The sequence below is a fragment of the Vibrio sp. 1-Bac 57 genome (assembly GCF_037546855.1).
Lineage (GTDB): Bacteria > Pseudomonadota > Gammaproteobacteria > Enterobacterales > Psychromonadaceae > Psychromonas.
In genome coordinates this window covers 1-22,321 of the sequence record NZ_JALAAC010000049.1, presented here as the reverse complement: position 1 = coordinate 22,321, position 22,321 = coordinate 1, and the positions used below count along the sequence as shown (strand labels likewise).

General features: G+C 36.0%; 21 protein-coding genes and 2 pseudogenes. 8 read left to right on the top strand and 15 right to left on the bottom strand.

Features of this window, described 5'->3' with window-relative positions; all coding sequences use genetic code 11:
• A pseudogene (locus MT391_RS19300) lies at window positions 1-517 on the top strand (DUF262 domain-containing protein); the annotation flags it as partial.
• A gap of 454 nt (window positions 518-971) precedes the next feature.
• Here MT391_RS19300 and MT391_RS19295 read toward each other — a convergent pair.
• The 12 genes from MT391_RS19295 to MT391_RS19240 form a co-directional block, all read right to left on the bottom strand.
• Window positions 972-2,273 carry a type II toxin-antitoxin system HipA family toxin gene (locus MT391_RS19295; RefSeq protein WP_499499628.1) on the bottom strand — a complete coding sequence of 434 codons (1,302 nt, stop codon included), beginning with the start codon at window positions 2,271-2,273 and terminating at the stop codon, window positions 972-974.
• Entirely contained in the window at window positions 2,273-2,512 is a 240-nt protein-coding gene (gene hipB, locus MT391_RS19290; protein WP_499499627.1) for a type II toxin-antitoxin system antitoxin HipB, read from the bottom strand. The genes MT391_RS19295 and hipB overlap by 1 nt, the downstream gene beginning before the upstream one ends.
• A 328-nt stretch (window positions 2,513-2,840) precedes the next feature.
• Window positions 2,841-3,548 carry an IS6 family transposase gene (locus MT391_RS19285; RefSeq protein WP_499499626.1) on the bottom strand — a complete coding sequence of 236 codons (708 nt, stop codon included), beginning with the start codon at window positions 3,546-3,548 and terminating at the stop codon, window positions 2,841-2,843.
• Between the two features lie 73 nt (window positions 3,549-3,621).
• Window positions 3,622-4,524, bottom strand: a complete 903-nt coding sequence (locus tag MT391_RS19280; RefSeq protein WP_499499625.1) for a CopD family protein — start codon at window positions 4,522-4,524, stop codon at window positions 3,622-3,624.
• 173 nt (window positions 4,525-4,697) lie between these two features.
• On the bottom strand, window positions 4,698-5,111 hold the full coding sequence (locus MT391_RS19275; RefSeq protein WP_499499623.1) for a copper resistance CopC family protein: 414 nt from the start codon (window positions 5,109-5,111) through the stop codon (window positions 4,698-4,700).
• 149 nt (window positions 5,112-5,260) lie between these two features.
• Window positions 5,261-5,698 carry a DUF411 domain-containing protein gene (locus MT391_RS19270; RefSeq protein ID WP_499499621.1) on the bottom strand — a complete coding sequence of 146 codons (438 nt, stop codon included), beginning with the start codon at window positions 5,696-5,698 and terminating at the stop codon, window positions 5,261-5,263.
• Between the two features lie 12 nt (window positions 5,699-5,710).
• A complete protein-coding gene (locus MT391_RS19265) occupies window positions 5,711-6,247 on the bottom strand; it encodes a hypothetical protein (RefSeq protein WP_499499619.1) in 537 nt (178 codons plus the stop codon).
• Between the two features lie 15 nt (window positions 6,248-6,262).
• A complete protein-coding gene (locus tag MT391_RS19260; protein ID WP_499499618.1) occupies window positions 6,263-6,991 on the bottom strand; it encodes a hypothetical protein in 729 nt (242 codons plus the stop codon).
• Window positions 6,992-7,111: 120 nt separating this feature from the next.
• Window positions 7,112-10,240 carry an efflux RND transporter permease subunit gene (locus MT391_RS19255; RefSeq protein WP_499499616.1) on the bottom strand — a complete coding sequence of 1,043 codons (3,129 nt, stop codon included), beginning with the start codon at window positions 10,238-10,240 and terminating at the stop codon, window positions 7,112-7,114.
• The gene (locus tag MT391_RS19250; protein WP_499499614.1) at window positions 10,237-11,700 is read right to left on the bottom strand and encodes an efflux RND transporter periplasmic adaptor subunit; all 1,464 of its coding nucleotides are present in this window, start codon (window positions 11,698-11,700) and stop codon (window positions 10,237-10,239) included. Before MT391_RS19250 ends, MT391_RS19255 begins: the two co-directional genes overlap by 4 nt.
• 12 nt (window positions 11,701-11,712) lie before the next feature.
• Entirely contained in the window at window positions 11,713-13,023 is a 1,311-nt protein-coding gene (locus MT391_RS19245) for a TolC family protein (RefSeq protein ID WP_499499612.1), read from the bottom strand.
• Between the two features lie 187 nt (window positions 13,024-13,210).
• Window positions 13,211-13,573, bottom strand: coding sequence for a hypothetical protein (locus MT391_RS19240; RefSeq protein WP_499499610.1), 363 nt, complete (start codon window positions 13,571-13,573; stop codon window positions 13,211-13,213).
• 786 nt (window positions 13,574-14,359) lie between these two features.
• Between MT391_RS19240 and MT391_RS19235 the strand changes: the two genes are divergently transcribed.
• The 7 genes from MT391_RS19235 to MT391_RS19205 all read left to right on the top strand — a co-directional run bounded on the left by MT391_RS19235 (window position 14,360) and on the right by MT391_RS19205 (window position 19,484).
• Window positions 14,360-14,752: a DUF3316 domain-containing protein gene (locus MT391_RS19235; RefSeq protein ID WP_499499608.1), complete on the top strand. Its 393-nt coding sequence runs from the start codon at window positions 14,360-14,362 to the stop codon at window positions 14,750-14,752.
• A 377-nt stretch (window positions 14,753-15,129) separates the two neighbouring features.
• Window positions 15,130-15,321, top strand: coding sequence for a hypothetical protein (locus MT391_RS19230; RefSeq protein WP_499499606.1), 192 nt, complete (start codon window positions 15,130-15,132; stop codon window positions 15,319-15,321).
• A 113-nt stretch (window positions 15,322-15,434) separates the two neighbouring features.
• Window positions 15,435-17,972 (top strand): heavy metal translocating P-type ATPase, encoded by a 2,538-nt coding sequence (locus MT391_RS19225; protein WP_499499604.1) that lies wholly within the window; start codon window positions 15,435-15,437, stop codon window positions 17,970-17,972.
• 9 nt (window positions 17,973-17,981) lie between these two features.
• Window positions 17,982-18,350, top strand: a complete 369-nt coding sequence (locus tag MT391_RS19220) for a cupredoxin domain-containing protein (RefSeq protein WP_499499602.1) — start codon at window positions 17,982-17,984, stop codon at window positions 18,348-18,350.
• 59 nt (window positions 18,351-18,409) lie between these two features.
• Window positions 18,410-18,610 carry a DUF2933 domain-containing protein gene (locus MT391_RS19215; protein WP_499499600.1) on the top strand — a complete coding sequence of 67 codons (201 nt, stop codon included), beginning with the start codon at window positions 18,410-18,412 and terminating at the stop codon, window positions 18,608-18,610.
• A 47-nt stretch (window positions 18,611-18,657) separates the two neighbouring features.
• The gene (locus MT391_RS19210) at window positions 18,658-19,050 is read left to right on the top strand and encodes a hypothetical protein (RefSeq protein WP_499499598.1); all 393 of its coding nucleotides are present in this window, start codon (window positions 18,658-18,660) and stop codon (window positions 19,048-19,050) included.
• 86 nt (window positions 19,051-19,136) lie between these two features.
• A complete protein-coding gene (locus MT391_RS19205; protein WP_499499596.1) occupies window positions 19,137-19,484 on the top strand; it encodes a MerR family DNA-binding protein in 348 nt (115 codons plus the stop codon).
• 348 nt (window positions 19,485-19,832) lie between these two features.
• Here the strand turns inward: MT391_RS19205 and MT391_RS19200 are convergent, their stop codons facing one another.
• The 3 genes and pseudogenes from MT391_RS19200 to MT391_RS19190 form a co-directional block, all read right to left on the bottom strand.
• Entirely contained in the window at window positions 19,833-20,510 is a 678-nt protein-coding gene (locus MT391_RS19200; RefSeq protein WP_499499594.1) for a heavy metal response regulator transcription factor, read from the bottom strand.
• Window positions 20,511-20,572: 62 nt separating this feature from the next.
• Entirely contained in the window at window positions 20,573-21,925 is a 1,353-nt protein-coding gene (locus MT391_RS19195; protein ID WP_499499592.1) for a heavy metal sensor histidine kinase, read from the bottom strand.
• Between the two features lie 140 nt (window positions 21,926-22,065).
• Window positions 22,066-22,321: pseudogene (locus tag MT391_RS19190) on the bottom strand (hypothetical protein); the annotation flags it as partial.

Genomic DNA, 22,321 nt, shown 5'->3' with positions numbered 1-22,321 from the left:
TAAAACGTCACCTATTGAACTTCATGTAAACAGTGGTGATTTTTTTGGTAAAAATGGACGGCTGCAACAGATAACACTTTCAAGATATCGCGAATTAAATGGCTTAAATAAAGGTTTAATTGTTCGTCTCATTAACTTTTTAGATCTCATTTATAGTGAAGGATTATCCGATAATAAAATAAAAACGTACTTAACTGATGACTATTATTACTCTGAAGAAAATACGTTCATAAGCGTGTTAAAAAACGACGCTAGTTACGATGATAAGTTGAGATTTTATGCTTTTTATAATTACTTGCCTAGGGCAACGGACTCACAAGAGTTAAACGAATGGCTTAGAGTTGTATATAACCTAACTGAAAATACCATCATTAATACGGCAGATGAATTTTATAAAGCCTTATTTTCTTTTGATAAACTGCGCCATTCTACTTCCCCTATTTTAGAAAGTTTAGCTAATAATATTGACATTGGGGGCTTTGCTGGCGCACAAATCATAGAAGAAAAAAAAAATTAGAAGTAAAGCCAGAGGAACAGAAACGAGGAAATGGATTACTATCTACACCATTTCAAAATAAACTTTGGGACCGAGTGGCCAGTGAATATCCCCCCAGGGAAATGAAACAAAAAAATCATTTAAAAACAGATGCTTAAATTTTATTTAACAATGTCATTTAACAATGTTATTTAAGCCCAATTTAGATCAAAAAAACTGCCCAATTAATTTTTTGGCCACCATTTAGTCACATTAATAACGACCATTTAAATTCTAAAACAACAAAATCACTGAGCTTTACTGTTGAAAAATTCAACAAATTTGTATTTTTAATACATTGATAAGCTATCTAAATTAGAAAAATTTTTAACTACCAGACTTTATTTTTTAATAATAAAAGATAACCCAATTCAATCACAACAAACAAAGAAACCATTACAAACAGTCAGTAAAATAAGATGACATCATTCTACGATTAAATTTTATTCAGAATTTTCATCGAATTTTCAAAAATTGGTTCTGATACATGTTTGGGAAAATCTTCAGGGAGCTTTTTTTTAAGTCGAAATATAGCTTCTGGCAGCTGCTCTTTTAAATCAATCAAAATATCTTTCATCTTAGCTTGGTCAAAATTTATTGCTTTAGCAGTATCAAGAAAATGACGAGGTAAAATTTTATTTATCTCGTATTTCTTACCTTTTGTTGCTTTCAAACCCATTGCAAGTTTTAACTTTCTTATGTTTAATCCTCGTCCTCCGAGAACAGGGTAAGCAGACAATATGTCATAAAATGGAGTTAACTTATAACTTCCACCCTTCTCTATAAAGATAGAAAAGTTTTTAGCATGCCCATCCGTAGCACCTATGACCCATTGAAACACTTGAAACCTCATAAAGTTATATTGATCTTCAAGTGCATTACTAGACCCCATTAATAATTTCATTATTTCAGCTATTCCAGGCCCTCCATCAGATTCATATTTAATCGATGAGGGTTTTCCAAATACTTGGCAAATATCTTCTTGGGGTAGACGTAATAACTTTGTTCTATCTCTATTCCAGAGTCGATCAAAACGTTCAACGGCGAGTGCCTTGATATTTTTAGTTTTTATTATCTCGACATTTGGTACTTTAAAACCAAGCTCTCTAGCAAGTTCAATACAAAGATATTCGTTCTCCACACTATCCTTTAAATCCAACGTTGCATTTGCTTGCTCTATCTCACCTATTGGTAATTTTATTATATGTGTTGTCGGCGTGTTACCTTTAGGTATGCACCATTTTCCTTCTAACAAAAGAAGCGCTGTTTTTTCTTGTGCTCCAGCGACTGATATCCGGAAGTCTTCTTCTTCTTCTAGCATCCCTAAAGGTATCTCTGACTTATAGGCAGAAAGTACAGCCTCAAGTTTTTGCTCTTTTAATATTTCATAGTTAAGAGGCTCTTTTTGATAAGGCTGCTCTGGTGGTAGCATCATTATTGCCCCAACACTGTCTTTACCTACTTCCTTGAGCAAATCGAAAGGCTGCTTAGAGACAACTTTATATCTTGTAACAATTCTGTCTCTGACCTGAGGATTATCAGGTAAAAGATTATCAAAATAGTTAATAACTGCGTCTGAGTGAATAGCAGGTAATTGCAACTTTAATGATAATGACAATGGTCTAGCCTTATCATTATCGATCCAAGTTTGGTCATACTGAAATGAATGAGCACCATTCGAATGCTTCTTTAAACTGCCGACAAGCTCCCCATTCATATAGGCGATTAGCTCTTGCATTACCAGTCCTCATCATTGCTATGTTTTACTGTATTTTTATCTTCAATTTTTAGCGTTAAATTCATCGCTTGAAGCAGTTTGAAAAAAGTTGAAAGGGTTGTTGTATCAGGAGTATTTTCAAATTTTGAAATAGTTGCTTGTTTTATTCCAACTCTTTTTGCCAGATCTTTTTGAGTCCAATTATTTTTTTGCCTTATTAAAAGCATTAAATCCGCGAGTTGTTTAGGACTATATACCATATCAAAGTTCCTTATTATTTATACGATTATAGAGGTGTATTTCTCTAAAAAACATATATCCCCCACACAGGATAAAAACAATAATATACCCTTCAAAGGATAAACACAAAAATATCCCCTAAAGAGGATAAACATAGAAATATCCTCTTTAAAGGATAAACACAAAAATACCCCCTCAAGAGGATAAAGATAGAAATATCCTATTGAGGGGGTTCGCATATCAGGTATTACCAAATTATCTTATCTGTATGTATACCCGATTAAATAAAGGTATTGGGGATACTGTCAACTTATGTAACCAGGATGACTAAAGGCAATAAAATAACCCTCAATCTAAATTTTGGACACCACTCACCCTACTCCATTCGACGAACGCACGATCGCGGAAAAGACGATAATGTTTAGCTTGCATTAAATGACGCCCTGGCCGAAATAAGTTATTAATCACACCATGGCAACTCAAAAAACGTTGAGCTTGTCCTTGGGATTTAAACTTCCGCATTTGCCTTTCCTGTTGCCGGGTAGGCTGATGTGATAAGTCACACCCTTTGTTTTTATGCTGAACGGTTGAGTGCTCAACACTTGGTATTAATTCTTTTTTTGCTACGGAGTAACTTGCTAATTTATCTGTCACAATCTTCAACAGCATCATTCCCTGCCCTTTTAATAACCGCTTAAAGAAACACATGGCAGCGCCTTTATCCCTACGCTTTTGTACTAAAATATCTGTTTCATCACCGTCTTGATCTACTGCTCGCCACAGGTAATGTAATACACCATTTATTTTGATAAAAACCTCATCCAGATACCAAGTATCTCCAAGCTGACCACGGCTCTTTTTTATTTGATTGCAATAAATTGATCCATACTTTTTGCACCACTGACGAATCGTTTCATAACTAACAACGATACTTCTGGCCGCAAGCAATTCTTCAATATCACGAAAGCTAAGTGTAAAACGGTGATAAAGCCAAACTGCATGGCTAATTATTTGTGCAGGATATCGATAACCTGCGTAGATATTTGAATTTTTCATCAGCAGATTATCGCACAATTGGTTGAGGGGTTGTTAAGTTGACAGTGCCTGTAGATAGATTGTTTTCTGTAACTTAAGCTAAACTAACGGGGCCGAGAACAGATGACAACACAGCGGTGATGCTTAAAATTATCACTGCAATTATCATTTCATTTCTGATTGATTTTTGTAACTTGTGGCAGATTGCTTCTTCTTGCACCTCTTCTACAAGATGATATTTGTGATAAGCTGCAATCAATAAAATTCCCGCAACAAAGATAAGCTTTAATAACATTGCTTGACCATATTGGGTAGTAAACAACTCAAGTGGTGATTCAAAAAATAAAAATAACAAACCGACGCCACAAGCAATTAATAAACCCACCATAAACATCGCAATTTGGCCAAATAAACACATTAACTTATACAATGCAGGCGATTGTAATAGTTTACAACTAATCCATAAAGGATATAACGCGCCAATCCACCAAGTCATCGTGACAATATGAAAACCTATCAACCATTTTGCCACCCCACCTATATCGGCACTGTGCCCAACAAAGGTAAATGAATAGGCAACACAAAAGATCGTAACGACATATAAGCATGAAAATATGGTATGTTTGAAACTAAATACTTCATATCTCACATTCAGATTGCCAAAGAGCAATGCCGCCCCTAGACTAATAAATGCGAGCAATCGCCATATAACTGAACTACCAACTTCACTTTGCCAAAGAAAACTAATCATATCAATATCAAACATCCCTGAAACACCCGTTTCAGAGAAAGCACCAACCTGAATAAAAAAGTTTGCAATTACCGCAATAAAACCTAAAACACTATTTATAATTATATAATTATGAATCGCTTTATTATTAACTGATGGTTTTATTAAAGCCGCTATAAAGGGGCCACCAATCAACGTGGCGACGCCAATATAGATCAATAGTTTAGAGACTATGTTACTTATGTCCCAAATTGTTAATTCAATCATTTAGGCCTCACTTATACCAATGGAATTAAATAAGTGATCAGAAATTGCGCAGGAAAAATTAACACTAATAAGACGTGAGTTGTAGGAGATAGTTGTTCTCACTTCAAAACTCACAACGCGGTTAGGGATAATTTTAACCAGCAAGGATGATCACCTTCTTAATTCTTTTGGTATTAATTATGTTTATGTGCATGTCCATCTGAATTGACTGGCATCTTGTCCATATCAGAGGCATGTACCATAAATGTAAAGTCTCCTTTCATTTTATGCGCATCTTTACCCATCACTACCCACTTAATTTTATAACTGCCCATATCAAGCTCAGGCAATTCAACATTAAATATCTTGTTATAGGTTTTGCTTGGCGATTTTATAAGTTTAATCGGCTTTCCTGATTTTCCTGATTTTCCTATGAGTTGTAATTTAACCAACATTATTGGTGTTTTGAATTCAAGCATCACTTTTTCTGGTGATTTATCCAACATAGCGCCATTTTCAGGCGTTGAAACTTTTAACCCCGAATGAGCACTCACCAAACTGCTTAATAAAACGAGGCTTAATATGGTTAACGTTTTAAATACTTTCATTTTTATCTCATCTCTCTTTTAGTGAAAAATCAAACACTGAATCGAAGAGTCAGTATTTGGTTTTGTATAACCGCATATTTGTTAATCAATTGTATTAACAATACATATAAATTTGGAAAAATCCGTTTATGGGCCTAGCTAAGGATATCTTAGTATTCCTTGTATAAAGCCAAACCATCATCCGAAAAAGAGATCACTTTGAAATCCTTGTATTCAGCACCAGGTCTTGCCATACCGGGTGAATGCTGGGGCATTCCTGGCGCGGCAAGTCCAGATATGTTATCAGGACGCTCTTTCAATAAGCGTGCTATATCTGATTCAGGTACATGCCCTTCAATTAAATAACCATCAATTACTGCACTATGACAAGACTGTAATTGTGGTGGCATCCCAAACTCTTTTTTAACTTCTGACCAATCATTTTGGTGATGGACATTCACTGTGTAACCTTTGTCTTCCATTATCGCGGCCCACTCTTTACAGCAACCGCAAGTCGGTGATTTATATAATTCAATACTTGCCTTTGCCATGACAGAAAAGCTCGCCATAGTTAACGTAAATGCTAATACTTTAGTCGATAGTTTCATAATAAAGATCCTTTAATTTGCATCAATAACAAAATGTTCATTGTTAAAAAATAATGGGTAACGGCCTGCTTTAGGCACCCAAGTGATTGCTTGTGTATCGTATGCTTTAATCTGATAATTGTTAGTCTCACCTAGAGCAGATAAATCTAAACTCAAGGTGTCAAACGTGCCATTAAAAAGAACTAATTGAGCACGATGGTCAGCTTTTACGGTGACCACTTTAGTTGTTGTAGATTCCCCAATGCGCCATTCAAGTAACTGCATTTCAGAAAGCGAAGCTAAATGTTCAACCAATGCATTGCGTTTATTTTCATCCATTACGGTCGCGAGTAATAACATTGTTGGCTGCGTTTCGAACGCAATATCCAATTTTTCTCGTGTAGCACCTCGGATATTCCCACCAACAAAGCCGCCTCCATGTGCATACTTTCCATGACAAGCGGTGCACCCATATCCTCCCGCTGTTTTGAAAAGTTGTTCTGGTGATGTCGCCATTACAAAGCCAGGTAGTAAAGATAAAAACAAACCCAATGCAATTTTATGTTTCATCAACATCCCTTTGATTTAATTACAATCTTTGCTAAACAATTTATTCTTTTTACTGTGCGCTTTAACTTTACCCAAAAGAACCTTAATTTCTTCTTTATCTTCTGTTTCATCAAGTTGCTTAAATAGGTCATTAAGTCCAGTCATACTTTGCATATGCATCATATGTTGATGATGTTGCTCATTGGTCATTCCTTCCATCGTTGGCATTGAAGCCATGTCGTGATCAGCGCTATTCATGTTCATGTCGCCATGATCCATTTTTGAATGATCCATTTCTGGCATATCCTTCATGTCCATTTTTGAATGGTCCATGGCCGGCATATCCTTCATGTCCATTTTTGAATGGTCCATGGCTGACATATCCTTCATGTCCATCTTTGAATGATCCATTTTCGAATGGTCCATCTCTGGCATATCCTTCATGTCCATTTTTGAATGGTCCATGGCTGGCATATCTTTCATGGCCATTTTCGAATGATCCATTTCGGGCATTGCATTTATATTTGCAGGTATTTCATCAGTGGCTTTTTCACTGAGCATTAATAACTCATTCATATGTTGATGCATCTTATTTGTATCATCACCTTTAAAGCCTTTTACATAACCAACTAGTTCGCTTTTCATCGACATCATGGTTGCACTCATTTCACAGTGGTCCTCATCCGCAAACGCACTTGAAAAAGGGACGGATAAAAATAATAAACCACTCAGTGTTAATGCAATTTTACTTTTTTTAATATTCATTTTATTTTCCTTTTGTGCTTAGTTAATTAGTCACTTATCTGAATTTTTAATTTAAACTTTTACTTTAAATATTTTGTCTTAAGTTAAGCGCCCTTTAATAGAGCGCATTTACTGTCGAGATTAATCCATATTTATTTTCTTGCGCAGGCTGATTTTTTTCCATTGGAAATAGACAGCGGGCAAAACAAGTAAAGTTAAAATAATCGCACTAACCATGCCACCTATCATCGGTGTGGCGATACGTTGCATAACCTCAGAGCCAGTACCATCACCGTACATAATAGGGACTAATCCCATCACTACGACGGCTACGGTCATCATCACCGGTCGTACACGCAAACCAGCCCCTTCCATTACAGCGTCTTTTAAATCATTCAAATTAAAGTCTGTAAGACGTTCTAATTTTTTCGCTTCTAATGATTGGTTTAAATACAAGAGCATAATGACACCAATCTCTATCGATACCCCTGCAAGTGCAATAAAACCAACCCCTACTGCAACCGAGAAGTTAAAACCAAGTAAAAACATCAGCCAAATTCCGCCCATTAAAGCAAAAGGCAGTGTCGCTAAAATCAGCAAGACTTCTCCCACTCGACGGAAAGCTAAATACAAAAGAATAACGATGATAATAAGTGTCACAGGAATTACTTTTGCTAAACGAGCATTGGCTTTTTCCATATATTCGTATTGCCCAGACCACACCAGTGAGTAACCGCCAGGTAACACTATTTGTTCATTCACAACCTGTTGTGCATTTTTGACGTATGAGCCCAAATCAACGTTTTCAATATCAACAAAAATCCAACCATTGAGACGCGCATTTTCTGTTTTAATCATCGGCGCACCCGCTTCGATATAAACATTCGCAACATCACTTAAACTAATATTCATTTTGCTTGGCGTCACAATCGGCAAACCTTTAAGTGCGGTTATTGAATCGCGATAATCGTTTGGATAACGTAAATTAACCGGGTAACGCTCTAACCCTTCAATGGTTTCGGTGATGTTTTTACCACCAATTGCTACAGCAACTAGTTGCTGAATTTCTGCAATATTTAGCCCATAACGCCCCGCTTTTTCACGATTAATATCCACTTTCACATAACGGCCACCCGTTACACGCTCAGCATAGACAGAAGCAGTACCCTCGACATCTTTTAAGATAGTCTCAATTTGCTTACCAATTTTTTCTATTTCACCTAAATCCGCCCCTGCTATTTTGATACCAATAGGGGTTTTAATCCCCGTGGCTAACATATCGATACGGGTTTTAATCGGCATTACCCAAGCATTAGTTAATCCAGGGAATTGAATCAGGCTATCCAATTCATCGATCAGCATTTTTTTAGTCATGCCTGCTCGCCATTGATCTTTAGGTATAAATTGGATGGTGGTTTCAATCATGGTCAGAGGTGCGGGATCTGTCGCCGTTTCAGCACGTCCAATTTTTCCCCACACTGTTTTTACTTCCGGTACGGTTTTAATCAGTTTATTAGTTTGCTGTAATAACTCACGCGCTTTACCAATCGAAACACCTGGGTAAGTGGTTGGCATATACATGAGGTCACCTTCATCAAGCGGCGGAATAAACTCACTGCCGATTTTAGTCACTGGATAGAATCCAACTAATAAAATAGCTAATGCAAAGCTAATGGCCAACTTAGGGAAACGTAAACTCAAAGCCAGTACAGGCGTATATATAGCGACAAGAAAACGATTTAACGGATTTTTATGCTCAGGTAATACTTTACCGCGGATGAAATAACCCATTAATACTGGAATTAACGTGATTGCCAAGCCCGCTGAGGCTGCCATCGCATAGGTTTTAGTAAACGCGAGTGGCGAAAACATTTTCCCCGACTGCCCCTCTAAAGCAAAAACAGGCAAGAAACTAAAGGTAATAATTAGCAATGAGAAAAACAATGCAGGTCCAACTTCAAGCGTTGCTTTACTGATTACTTGCCAGCGGTTTTCATCCGTCAGCTCAGTTCTTTCCATATGTTTATGAACATTCTCGATCATCACAATCGCACCATCCACCATGGCGCCTATCGCAATAGCGATACCACCAAGAGACATGATATTGGCGTTAATTCCTTGCCATGACATGATAATAAAGGCGACAAAAATCCCTACCGGTAAGCTTAATAACACCACTAACGCAGAACGGAAATGGAATAAGAAAGCGGCACAGGCCAAAATCACCACGATAAATTCTTCGAGTAATTTTAAGTAAAGGTTTTCTACTGCATTACCAATTAACTCCGAGCGATCATAGGTAGGAACGATTTCTACTCCATCGGGCAAGCTTTTTTGAAGCTCATTAAGTTTGTCTTTAACTGCGGCAATCACTCCCTGTGCATTTTCACCAAAGCGCATCACAATCACGCCACTGACCACTTCACCTTCGCCGTTAAGTTCAGTAATACCACGGCGCATTTGTGGCCCTAAGTTTATTGTCGCTACATCACCTAACAGTAGCGGTGTGCCTTGTGCGTTAACATGTAATGGAATAGATTTGAGATCATCAATAGATGAGATATAACCCGAGGTACGGACCATATATTCAGCTTCACCCATTTCAATAACACTTGCGCCTCGTTCCTGGTTGGCATTTTGAATTGCTTTACTGATTTTATTGAGTGGCATGTTATAAGCACGTAATTTGTTAGGATCAACGCGTACTTGGTACTGTTTGACCATACCGCCTACCGTTGCAACTTCCGAGACGCCTGCGACGGTTTGTAATTCAAACTTTAAAAACCAGTCTTGTAAACTACGTAGCTCACTTAAATCATGCTTTCCACTTTTATCGACTAATGCATAACTAAAGATCCAACCAACCCCGGTTGCATCAGGGCCTAATGCCGAGCGAGCTTCCTGTGGTAAATCGGGTGCCACCTGCGAAAGGTATTCAAGCACGCGTGAACGCGCCCAATACATATCAGTATTATCATCAAAAATGATATACACATAAGAGTCACCAAAAAAAGAATAACCACGTACCGTTTTTGCTCCAGGCACCGATAACATCGCCGTGGTTAACGGGTAGGTTACTTGGTCTTCAACCACTTGCGGCGCTTGTCCTGGGTAACTAGTTTTAACAATTACTTGAACATCAGAAAGGTCGGGAATGGCATCTATGGGTGTTTTTTGAACAGAGAACACCCCATAAGCAACAATCGCAACGGTGATCAATAAAACCATAATACGGTTTTTAATTGACCAATTTATTATATGAGCAATCATAAAGTCACCTCTTTAGCAGCCATGCCTAAAAACACTTCTCTTGGTAATGTCTGATCAAAATCAGCGCCTAAATCTAACCAATCAAGGTCGTCATCTTCAATATTTGAGTCCTGCTCAGATTCAGTTTTTTTATTTGTTTCTATTTCTAACATACGATCAAAATCAGCACTGATACTGGACTCTGAGTCTAATAAAAATTGCGCAGAAGTCACAATTTTTTGGCCTTCACTTAAACCCGATAAAACTTCCACTGATTTCTTATTTTCCAAGCCTAATTTCACAATCACAGACTTAAACTGACCATTACCCTTTGCTAATACAACTCGATTCATGTTGCCCGCATAAATCACCGCTTCACGAGGAATTTGTAGTCTGCTTTTATTCATTTCAGGGGTTAAAATAATACTGGCAAACATATTAGGTTTTAATTGTGCCGTTGGGTTATCGAATTGCACACGAACACGCAAAGTACGGTTGCTTGCGTTCATTTCAGGGTAGATAAAGTTGATCTTTCCATCCCATTGTTGTCCCGGAAAATAATCTAAGGTCATAGAAGCCGCATCGCCCACTTTAACCAGTGAAACTTGCCCTGCAAATACTTCAACATCCACCCAAACAGTATCTAAATTAACTGCGGTGATAACTTGAGTCGCAGGAGAAATAAATCCACCTTCATTTAATTTAAGTTCTGAAATCGTACCTTTTTTCGGTGCAAAAATAGTGATATTTTGTAATACTTTTCTATTTCTAATTATTTTTTTAATTTGTTCATTACTTACCCCTAATACTTCTAAACGGGATTTTGATGAATTAATTAACGCCCTACGATTTAGGTTAATTGCATTAAATAATGATTCCTGTGCTTTCACTAACTCTGGTGAATAAAGCTCAAATAAGGGCTGTCCTTTTTTAACCTCAATACCTACGGATCTTACATAGAGCTTTTCAATCCAACCCGATACACGACTATTGATTTGCCAAATTGCATCATCATTGGCTTGCACTATGCCCAACGTATTAATGGGCATGTTGAATTCATCTTTCACAACCAGACCAGTGCGTACACCTAAGTTATTTTCCACTGCGGCAGAAATAGTGACTAACCCCTCTTCTGACTGACCACCGACCTCTTCATAAACGGCAACTAAATCCATGCCCATTGGTGATTTCCCTGGTTTGTCACGCTGATAATTAGCATCCATTGGCGCGACCCAGTACAAAATTTTTGGCTCTGCTTTTTGTGCATTTTTTGCTTCAGCATAAACAGGTACTAAATCCATACCCATTGGTGATTTCCCGGCTTTATCTCGACGATAGTTTGCATCCATTGGCGCAACCCAATATAAAATTTCAGGCTCTGATGACATATCTTTTTGTGCAAATAAACTGTTGAGTTGTTCATTATAAGTGGCAAAAAAACCCACCACTAAACCCACGATTAAAACTAATAAATAACGCATAATAATTTCCTATTAAAGAGCTTGAAAATAACGAATGTTAGAGAGACTTTTAAGTCCGTCGAAATACAGCTTTTGATATTCTAAAGAGAGGTTCTGTTCATGGATGTAGGCATCAATAACCTCTTGGAAAGGACGAGTATTAGATTGGTAACTTTGCTCTAGCAACTTGGTATGCAATTTTGCCTGTTTCAACAAACTGTCTTGATAACGACTTATACGCTCTTGAAGTTGTTGGTAATTACTAATTTCAGCATTTAATGACGCATTAAGTCGGCGTAATAACAAGCGGTATTCAGCTTGTTTTTGCCCTTTATTATGTTGTGCTGAAATCAGTGTTTGATCTTGGCGTTTATCGGTAAACAAAGGAATATCCATTGATACAAAAGCACTCAAAAGATCTGCTCTTCGCTCCCCCATTTCGGTATCTAACCTGTGCCCATAACCCATTTCGACCTTAAAGCTAGGCTTGTAAGCCTGCTCAGCAACATCGATGCTGTTGTCTGCCACTAAAATACTTTGCGCTAACATTTTGGCCATTGGGTGTTCAGTAAGTAAACTGTAATGCTTATTATTGGTTGCATTAAGCGTATTGACATAAAACATTGTTTCAGACCATTGTGGCACTTCAGTTGGCAGTTTTTGATAAGCGTATTCACCGATGTACTCGCTTAACAAACTACGATAATTAAGGGATCGTTGGCCTAACGCAGCAAGCTTTTCATCAAATTTATTGATCTCGATTTCTGCAAGGATCAAGTCTTCATTCTCAGCTAACCCTAAAGAATATTTAGATTCTAAATCTCGATAAAACCCTGAAAACAATCTTTTATTTTCTTTTACTATCTGTAACGATTTATCAATAAAAAGAATTTCAAACCAAAGCGCTCGCACGGTTTTTTTAACGTTTAACTGACGATCTAAACCTTGATAAACGGCTATCTCCGATTGTTGATTAAAGCCTTTCTGGGTTAATTCAAGTTGTGAACCACGGCTAAATTGTTGTGAAAGCCCTAAGGTCAGTTGCGTCATAGCCTCTTGGTCTAATTTAAAACTATCGGTAGGTATGTTAGCGACACCTAGTTTTATCATGGGATCGGCGAGTGTTGAACCTGCAATACCTTGTGAAATCAAACTGGCTTGTTGTGCTTGATATATTTCTTGTGCAGGGTCAGATTTAATCGCTAACTGCTCTGCATCAATGAGCGTAATTCCTTGAGCAAAGAGATTGAAACTAAGCAAAAAAGTTAAACTAAATAGGCTCTTCAGCGCAGTATTGAGAGTAAGACGTCTGCTCGATAATATAGATCGGGTGATTTTCATCATGCTTTCCTTTATTCGCACTCCTGTTTATTACAAATGTAATTTTTAAAAAATAATAATAAGTTTTAAAAAATAACATTAAGCTTTAAAGTTGGAGTTTGATAAAAATAAATTAATTTATAGTTTGATAGATAGGCAAATACACAAGCCTAAGATCAAATTGTAGTTCAATAAAGAACTGAGGAAAAAATCAACTTAAAAAAGGAGGGCGATACAAAGATTCAGGAAAATAGTAAGGAGAAGCATTTATGTTAGTTTGGTAAGTGAGTAGGCTTTGCAATTGGGAAGATGTGTGATTATGCTCGATAAAATAAAGCACAGAAACCATCGTCATAAAGTGACAATCACTCTGACATTCAATTGTATGGGCCATTTCATCACCACCACAATCAATTTTACTCATATCCATGTGTAATTCATTTGAACTCATAGACATCGAACAATTCACCATCGAACTCGTTTCATTTTCTAATAGAGGTGCAAACGCCGTGACTTTCTGAGTGAAAGTTAACAGTATTGTAAGCATCAATATTAATGTAATGAATCGTTTCATAATACCTTCGATAATAAATGGATTATTTGTATACTAGCCTATTACTTATGGGTAACGTCAAGTTTTATATGTTACTTTTTTTCAATTTGTATGAATGTAAATTTTTCATAGTGCCTGCTTTCTACTCTTCGATTAGATTTTTTTATTTTTAAGATTATATTGTAGCTAGGGCATAGTAATAAACATTTATTGGTTTTGGAATTAACCTAGCCAAGATTCAACGCTATGAAACAAAGGCCATTCAAGACTCTAACGACTATAATAATTGCATATGAGCGCTACAGTACATAACAATTTCTTTCTAGAACATGACAAGAACATGACAAATTTGTCAGATTGTATTTTTTAAATTGATTCTACAATATAATTTATAAAGCAAGCAGAAATATTCACCAGAGTAGAATAAAAGCGATAGTCCCCTCACTATGTTCATACCTTACATTCTCTTTAAAACTAGATTGTATTAATAAATCTATCGAAATATCCATATGAGCGAGGCAATAGTCATATTAGCTTTCATTGCATCGTTTTTAATAAACAGTTTCATGGAATACTATTTTTTGTATTAACTTCTAAAATGACGAATGGCATTTCATAAATTTGATCGAACTTTTTTCTATATCAATGAATGCTTACATCTCCCTGTTTTTTTTATGGTCTGGTTACTTGGGGTACAGAATTCCTCTTTTGAATTGAACATGACAAAATTATAATTTTTGCGACAGCTTGATGTCATTTCAATTGTTTATCATTCGTGTTAATCAATCACACAAAAGGAAAGCAGTTATGAAAAAATCATTATTAGCATTAACAACATTGTTATTAGTAAGTACCCACTCTATGGCAGACTCGACTGAGGTCATGGATAAAGCCCATATGAGAAATACAGCAAATTATACTTTAATATCAAGAACATCTACTTTAATTTCTGAACCAACTTCTAGTCGAGAAGCGGCGTATCAACAAGGCTATAAAATCATGGATAATTTACATGGTAAATCATCCATGGAATTAATAACTATTCTGAATATATCTAAATTTGATGTAGATGTTCAATCAGCCATGATCGTGGATAAAGAAGTGACAGTGAAAGAGTATTCTAAACAGCCAAACACCATCCAATATAAAGCTTTAGTCAATGTAAAATATCATTATCGTGAATTTGATTCAAATAGATAAAATTAGTACAAATAATATGGAAGGTAAAGTTAAGTGTTATTTTTTAAAAAATTAATACGACAACTTTACCTATCCTGTATTGGAGTATCTGTTAGAAAGCAATTCAATCAAATTACGTAATCAATCTAGTTCGATTAATACGTAATTATTTGTTATTAGGTACATACAGATCCCTCGGATTTTATCTCTACTTCCACCCCATAAGTCGTAATTTTAGATTTAGATTCGAAATGAATAGGCGATTTTTTTTTAGGCAACCTGCTTTGTTTTGCTTCCCCCATATTTTTTTAACGTAAAAATATTCACCAGTGCCTTAAGGAAGTATTGTAAACATTTCAGCATAAAACCATGTCTCATTTCTAGAGGAGAATAATAAGATGAGTAATTTAGATCACAAAGTAGGGGTTAGAGAAGTTAGCTTGGTGATTAGGTCCTTAAAGTTAGAAAAAGTTACCGATGAAAACAAATATAATATCTTAGCGGAAATTGACCAAGTCTTCGGTATTGATAATGTATCGTTTGATGATAAATCACAAACACTGAACATCTTTCAGGATAAAGACTTTTAATTTTTAAAAACTCAGCATTCATTATTTATTAAAATAACAAACTTGACCTTACCCCCAGAGTAAGGATTAAGATTATTATTAAGGCATCTATCAAAATGAAATAAGGAGGAGTCATGTCCTTACCTACAAGTTTCACATTATCTATTTATGGTATGACCTGCAAAGGTTGTGCAAGTCGATTACAAATAGCTTTAAATACAATAACAGGGGTTAATTCGAAGGTGGATTTTGCATCAAAAAGTGCAGAATTATCGATTGAAGCGACTGTGGATTATGATCAGACATTAAAATCAATTATGAATTTGATTGAAGAAAAAGGCTATAAAACAACCTTACCCTCTAAAGAAGAAGCAGTGAACAACACTCACTCATCACAAGAACAAACATTCATAAATAAAGATTTTCATTCGCCTCAAACAAAAAGCCAAGAATTGCTTGTAGAAGGTGCAAGTTGTGCAAGTTGCGTCAGTAAAATAGAAAAAGCCCTAAATGCACTACCAAATGTCCAACAAGCACAAATGAACTTTGCCCTTAGAACCCTTTCTGTAACGGGAGATGTCACAGAAGATACTATTATAAAAACGGTTGAATCCGCAGGTTATAACGCCAAAAGTACTGATAATGCGAGTGATGAACAGCTACTCGATGACAAAGAGAAAGCAGAGCAAAAATATTACCAAAAACTGATGCTACAAATGTGGATCGGATTAGGCTTAGGGGTGCCATTAATGGCCTATAGCCTTCTGGGGGGGCCGATGACCGTAAACTCACCAATGGAGCGATTCGTTTGGTTGTCCATTGGTCTTATCTGTGCTGCTGTCATGTATTTTGCAGGTAAGCATTTTTATATCGGTGCGTGGCGCTCTTTTGTTAATCACAACGCGAATATGGATACGCTAATTGCGTTAGGAACTGGCACTGCATGGTTATACTCAATGGTTGTTGTTATTTATCCAATGGCTTTACCTGAAATGGCAAGACATGTCTATTTTGAAGCCAGTGCAATGATCATAGGTTTAATTAATTTAGGGTTAGCACTTGAAGTTAAGGCTCGAGGACGTACTAGCGAAGCGATACAACGATTAATAGGTTTACAACCAAAAACGGCACGTGTTATTCGTGATGGTAAAGACATCGATATTGCCATTGAACAAGTCTTATTAAATGATCTTGTTCGCGTTCGCCCTGGTGAATGCATCTCGGTCGATGGCACTGTTACCGAAGGGAAAACAACCATTGATGAGTCGATGCTAACTGGCGAACCAATGCCGGTAAAAAAACGATTAGGTGATGAAGTCGTTGCTGGAACCATTAATAAAAGTGGATCTATTATTTTCCGCGCTACACGCGTCGGTAAAGACACTGCGCTCGCACAAATTATTAAAATGGTTAAGCGAGCACAAAATTCTAAACCGCCAATAGGACGCTTGGCTGATATTATTTCCGCCTATTTTGTCCCTGTCATTATGATTATCTCAATTACCAGTGCCTTAATTTGGCTAAACTTTGGTCCAGAACCAAGTGTTGCTTTTGCCGTAGTTTCAGCAACCACCGTACTAATTATTGCCTGCCCATGTGCATTGGGACTCGCTACACCTATGTCGGTGATGGTTGGTGTGGGGAAAGCGGCTGAGGCAGGCGTACTTATTCGAAATGGTGAAGCACTGCAAAGCGCTTCAAAAATCACAGCGATGGTATTAGATAAAACAGGCACTATTACCTTAGGAGAGCCTAAAGTTACTGATGTTTACCGTATTAATTCAATGAAAGAAGATCAAATATTACAATTAGTGGCAAGTTTAGAAATTTCCTCTGAACATCCATTGGCACAAGCCATTGTAGACTCGGCAAATGAACGAGGTTTAAATACAGATAAAATAGAACATTTCAATGCCATTGCAGGCCAAGGTGTGGAAGGAGTCGTTCGTGATAAAAAATTGTTTTTTGGAAATCACAAATTAATGAGAGAGCAAGGTATCAATGTTAATAAAGACAGCCTTGATATTAGTCAGAAAATGGCCAGCGAAGCTAAAACCCCCATGTTTTTTGCTATTGATGGTGATTTAGCTGCAATTATCGCAGTGGCTGATCCGCTCAAAGAAGATTCTATTTCTGCCATTCAACGCTTACAAAAAAATGGTATTCGAGTGGTCATGCTCACTGGAGATAATCATGCAACAGCAAAAGCTGTGGCACAAAAAGTAGGTATTACAGAATTTTTCGCGGAAGTCCTACCGGAAGAAAAATCACAAAAAATAGCGGAATTACAAGCACAAGGTGAAATAGTCGGAATGACCGGAGACGGTATTAACGATGCGCCCGCACTCGCTCTTGCGAATGTTGGTTTCGCAATTGGTACCGGGACTGATGTCGCAATTGAAAGTGCAGATATAACATTAATGCGGGGCTCTTTACATGGCCTCGCTGATGCAATTGCAGTGAGTAAAGCAACCTTACGTAATATTAAACAAAATTTATTTGGTGCTTTTATTTATAACGTTGCAGGAGTTCCTTTTGCAGCAGGGATTTTATTCCCATTCTTTGGGTTATTACTTAGCCCTGTTATTGCTGGGGCTGCAATGGCGCTTTCATCATTAACAGTAGTCAGTAATGCCAATCGTTTACGCTTTTTTAAACCACAAGATCATTAGGAGAATATTATGTTAATTGTTAACTTTATTGGCATCATTTTGATTGTTTTAATTATCTGGTGGTTTTGGCTTTACTCCCCAAGTAATAAACAAAAAAACTTATCAAAAAAAATCAATGGGGAGATAAATGTTGTTGTGCAAGACGGTGTTTATCAACCATCAAATATTGTACTAAAAGCCAACACAAGTAGTGTTATTAAATTTATTCGTAAAGATCCGACTCCATGTGCGGCAACGTTAATTTTTCCTGATTTTGAAATTAGTGAAGAATTACCGTTAAACAAAGTCATTGAAATTTCACTACCCGTTATGGAAAAAGGGAAATATGCATTTCACTGTCCAATGCAAATGTACAGAGGTTATCTAGTAGTCGAGTAAATAACATTATAAATGTTAACTTTTAAAATTCGATCGAATTAAATATTGAGGTAATAACCATGATAAATAAATTTAAGACTTTTCTATTCACCCCTCAAGGCGGGATGATAGTAATAGCAGTAATAGGTATCACTTACTATTTACTGACTAACCATAACCAACATTTTTTTGAGTATTTACCCTTTGCAATTCTTTTATTATGTCCATTGATACATTTTTTTATGCATGGAAATCACCATAATGATAAGGATCATAAGTAAAACCATTTACATTTATCCTAATTCAAAAATAAAAACAGGAAATAATAATGGGTAATATAAATCATCGAGCAGGTGTCACAGAAGTTAACTTAGTACGCAGAAAACTCCAATTAAAAGGGTTAACTGAATTTAACCGACCTAAAATTTCATATGAAATAGATCAATCATTTGGCGTTGACGGGGTAACTCTTGATATTAAAGGTGGCCTACTTCACGTTGCTTATGACGCAACTCATATAAATTTAGATATAATTGAATGTATCGTGCGTAAGTATGGTGCAGACATTTCTGATGATTGGTGGAACCATTTAAAAGAAGGTTATTATAAATTCGTCGATAAAAATATAATGGACAATGCTAAACATAAACCGATTAGTTGCCACCAAGCACCACCAGGAAGTCAAAGAAAAAACAACCAAAAGATTAATCATACTTTGTAAAAGATCTAAAAACATAAAGATAATAACTAATGGAGCGTTAGTCATGCTAACTATCAGCCAAGCAGCCAAAGAAACAAGGTTTATCTATGAAATCTATCCGTTATTACGAGCAGATAGGTTTAATAGATAAACCACCTCGTAATGAAAGAGATTACCGCTATTACCCAAGTGCTTTAATCAAACATCTACATTTTATAAAAAAAACTAAAGACGCAGGTTTTAGTTTAAAAGAAACCAAAGAGTTATTAGCGTTATCTAAAGATAGCACCAGAAAAAGTAGCGATGTAAAAGTTATTATCTCTCAAAAAATTGAAGAACTACAAACAAGAATAAACCGAGAACAAGTACTTCTAAAGAGTTTAAAAAGTATCACCCAAAAATGCAGTGGAGATGAGAAGTCAAACTGCCCAATTATTGATCAATTTGAAAGTTAAAGGCTATTTAAATACAGTTGTGGTTCTTTTCCCATGAAAAGGACCAGCAAAATACAGTGAATATAAAAAGCGCCATGAGTTTCTTTTTTGAAATATTCTAAAGACTAATTGGGGCCATAGCTGGTAAAAATCTCTTTATTTCCATTCAAATTAGAGGGGTTATCTCGACCTCAAAACCGTCAATGAAAAAACAAATTATGACGTTTATACCGAGCAAGGAATACATCTTACCCACACTAAACACCATACCAAGCGGAAGCTAACGACACTCTTTGGTGATGTTATCGTAAAACGGAAAAGCGACAGTCAGCGTTTACAATTTACTATAGATTTGAAAGCACCATGGTTTTATAAAAAATCAACCTTATATCCCATTCCACGAACTGTATGGATTAATTTAATATCGTATGGTTTATCAATTTTCGCACGTAATCTTTTGACGACAACATCTATTACATTAGTATCACTATCAAAATTCATGTCCCAAATTATGGATGCAATAGCGGAACGAGAAAAAACTTCGCCTTGTTTTTTTAGAAGTAGTTCTAGTAATGAAAATTCTTTTGCAGTTAAAGAAATGAGATCATTATTTTTATGTACCGTTCTTTTCAATAAATCGAGTGATAAATCCGCTAGTGATAAAACAGTATCTGATGCAGATGAAGTGTTATTTTTTCTTAGCGCATTTTTTACTCGAGCAAGTAGCTCGATGAAAGCAAAAGGTTTTACTACATAATCATTTGCCCCTAGCTCTAAACCTTTAACACGATCTTCTACTTGATCTTTTGCCGTTAACATGATGATTGGTGTGTTAATCTCACTACTTCTTATTGCTTGTAATACTTGCCAGCCTGTAAGTTTAGGCAGCATCACATCTAAGATTATTAGATCATAGGGATTAGTTGTTGCGTTATATAAACCATCTACACCGTCTATAGATAGATCAACAATATACCCTGACTCTGTAAATCCTTTCTTTAAATAGCGACCTGTTTTAGGCTCATCTTCTATGATCAGTAATTTCATTTTTTATTTTACCATTGGGAGTGTTAGCTTAATTATAGAAAACTTGTTATGAAAAAGAACCATTAACATTCATTCACAGGGTATTCCATTGTGAATGAAGTATACCCCTGCTCCGACTGAACATAAACTCTACCAGAATAAGCGTGAATTATTGACTGAGTAATTGATAAACCTAAACCTGCACCTACGCTATGCGTATGTTGACGTGACTTATCCTCCCGATAAAAACGATCAAATAAATGAGGGATGACGTCTGGTGGTATTGTCTGACCAAAATTACCAACAGTGATTAGAATGCGATCAGTAAATGATAGAATATCCACTTTAATTTTAGAACCAACATCCGCATGCCGTATTGCATTTGATAATAAATTATTCATCGTTCTTTCAAACATATTTTTATCCATATATATTCGAGCTTGACCGCTTGTTTCAATCGTTAAAGCTTGCTCTTCGGCAAGAATATTAAAATAATTAACAATTCTTTTAACTTCATTTTCAATATTTAACCACTCGTCATTACGATGTATTAGTGAGTTTTCTGCTTTTGCTATATAGAGTATATCGTTAATTGTTTTTATAATTCGGTTCAGTTCTTCTAGGTTCGATTCTACAGTTTCTTGGTACTCCTCATTATTTCTCTCAACGGACAATATGACTTGATTTTGTGTCTTAATATTTGATAAAGGAGTGCGCAGTTCATGCGCAATATCCGAAGAAAACTCACTCAGTCTTGAAAAACCGGTCTCTAACCGATCTAACATTTTATTGTGTGTTGTCGCTAATTCATGCAGTTCTACAGGTAGATCATTAATAGGGATACGGATCCCAAGTTGGTTAGGTGCAATTTTTTTGATATGAGTATTTAGCCTTGAAATAGGTCGAAGACCTTTTCGTACAATCATCACGCTATAAAGTGCAGAAATAACCAGCATAATTCCCATTGACCATAATAAAATCAACCTGAACTCATAAAGAAAAGCTTTATGATGATTTATATTAAGACCCATTACGAGTGAGTAATTTTCATCGACAGGGAATGCAAATGCTCGAATATTTAAAGAATCGGCTAACCATTCAATCGCTTTTTTATTATTGTTCACTTGTGGGTTAGTCATTAATAGTTTTTTATTAGGAAAAGTAATATTTGAGTTCTGATCTAACACTTTGCCGTTTTTTATCAGCCATAGGTAGGTCGGACCATTTACCAGTGAACTCAAAATAGTGTCCGGTTTTTTGAGCTCGTCTTTAGTAATTGAGTTGTATTTACCTATTAAATGGGCATAGTCTTGCTGATAAAAGTGCCTCTCAATTGCATAATGTAAGATGGCAGCTAAAGAAAAATAAACCAGTATGGTAGTCGTTACAAACATTAATACCAGTTGTTTCTTCATGGAAAATATATTGCGACTCATAAACCTTCCAAATTTTAATATTTGTAACCCATTATCGGTCATTTTTATAATAACAACTTTATATTTTGTTGTTTAATGTAGATGATTGGAGTGTAATTCTAAAAATAGTGATGCAGCATCTACTTAAAATACATCCAATATTAATCACGACTGAAATAATCATCGAAATCTTCCTCTGCTACATGATAACTAAAATTTAGCTTACTTTTGTAAAAAATACTTCCATCTAAATACTTCATTTTTTCAACCGTAATATAACCACCGTCATTAATGTGTGTTAATTTTGGGTCTGCATCCCAACTTATGTTCAATACCTTAGATAATTCTGCTGGTGACAGTGCATATAACTTAGCTAGTTTATTTAAGCCTAACTGATAAGATTTATCTTGTGTTTTA

What these genes read in the sequence shown, in the direction of transcription:
- MT391_RS19295 (WP_499499628.1), bottom strand. Translation starts at nt 2,273, where the DNA reads ATGCAAGAGCTAATCGCCTATATGAATGGGGAGCTTGTCGGCAGTTTA.
- hipB (WP_499499627.1), bottom strand. Translation starts at nt 2,512, where the DNA reads ATGGTATATAGTCCTAAACAACTCGCGGATTTAATGCTTTTAATAAGG.
- MT391_RS19285 (WP_499499626.1), bottom strand. Translation starts at nt 3,548, where the DNA reads ATGAAAAATTCAAATATCTACGCAGGTTATCGATATCCTGCACAAATA.
- MT391_RS19280 (WP_499499625.1), bottom strand. Translation starts at nt 4,524, where the DNA reads ATGATTGAATTAACAATTTGGGACATAAGTAACATAGTCTCTAAACTA.
- MT391_RS19275 (WP_499499623.1), bottom strand. Translation starts at nt 5,111, where the DNA reads ATGAAAGTATTTAAAACGTTAACCATATTAAGCCTCGTTTTATTAAGC.
- MT391_RS19270 (WP_499499621.1), bottom strand. Translation starts at nt 5,698, where the DNA reads ATGAAACTATCGACTAAAGTATTAGCATTTACGTTAACTATGGCGAGC.
- MT391_RS19265 (WP_499499619.1), bottom strand. Translation starts at nt 6,247, where the DNA reads ATGAAACATAAAATTGCATTGGGTTTGTTTTTATCTTTACTACCTGGC.
- MT391_RS19260 (WP_499499618.1), bottom strand. Translation starts at nt 6,991, where the DNA reads ATGAATATTAAAAAAAGTAAAATTGCATTAACACTGAGTGGTTTATTA.
- MT391_RS19255 (WP_499499616.1), bottom strand. Translation starts at nt 10,240, where the DNA reads ATGATTGCTCATATAATAAATTGGTCAATTAAAAACCGTATTATGGTT.
- MT391_RS19250 (WP_499499614.1), bottom strand. Translation starts at nt 11,700, where the DNA reads ATGCGTTATTTATTAGTTTTAATCGTGGGTTTAGTGGTGGGTTTTTTT.
- MT391_RS19245 (WP_499499612.1), bottom strand. Translation starts at nt 13,023, where the DNA reads ATGATGAAAATCACCCGATCTATATTATCGAGCAGACGTCTTACTCTC.
- MT391_RS19240 (WP_499499610.1), bottom strand. Translation starts at nt 13,573, where the DNA reads ATGAAACGATTCATTACATTAATATTGATGCTTACAATACTGTTAACT.
- MT391_RS19235 (WP_499499608.1), top strand. Translation starts at nt 14,360, where the DNA reads ATGAAAAAATCATTATTAGCATTAACAACATTGTTATTAGTAAGTACC.
- MT391_RS19230 (WP_499499606.1), top strand. Translation starts at nt 15,130, where the DNA reads ATGAGTAATTTAGATCACAAAGTAGGGGTTAGAGAAGTTAGCTTGGTG.
- MT391_RS19225 (WP_499499604.1), top strand. Translation starts at nt 15,435, where the DNA reads ATGTCCTTACCTACAAGTTTCACATTATCTATTTATGGTATGACCTGC.
- MT391_RS19220 (WP_499499602.1), top strand. Translation starts at nt 17,982, where the DNA reads ATGTTAATTGTTAACTTTATTGGCATCATTTTGATTGTTTTAATTATC.
- MT391_RS19215 (WP_499499600.1), top strand. Translation starts at nt 18,410, where the DNA reads ATGATAAATAAATTTAAGACTTTTCTATTCACCCCTCAAGGCGGGATG.
- MT391_RS19210 (WP_499499598.1), top strand. Translation starts at nt 18,658, where the DNA reads ATGGGTAATATAAATCATCGAGCAGGTGTCACAGAAGTTAACTTAGTA.
- MT391_RS19205 (WP_499499596.1), top strand. Translation starts at nt 19,137, where the DNA reads ATGAAATCTATCCGTTATTACGAGCAGATAGGTTTAATAGATAAACCA.
- MT391_RS19200 (WP_499499594.1), bottom strand. Translation starts at nt 20,510, where the DNA reads ATGAAATTACTGATCATAGAAGATGAGCCTAAAACAGGTCGCTATTTA.
- MT391_RS19195 (WP_499499592.1), bottom strand. Translation starts at nt 21,925, where the DNA reads ATGAGTCGCAATATATTTTCCATGAAGAAACAACTGGTATTAATGTTT.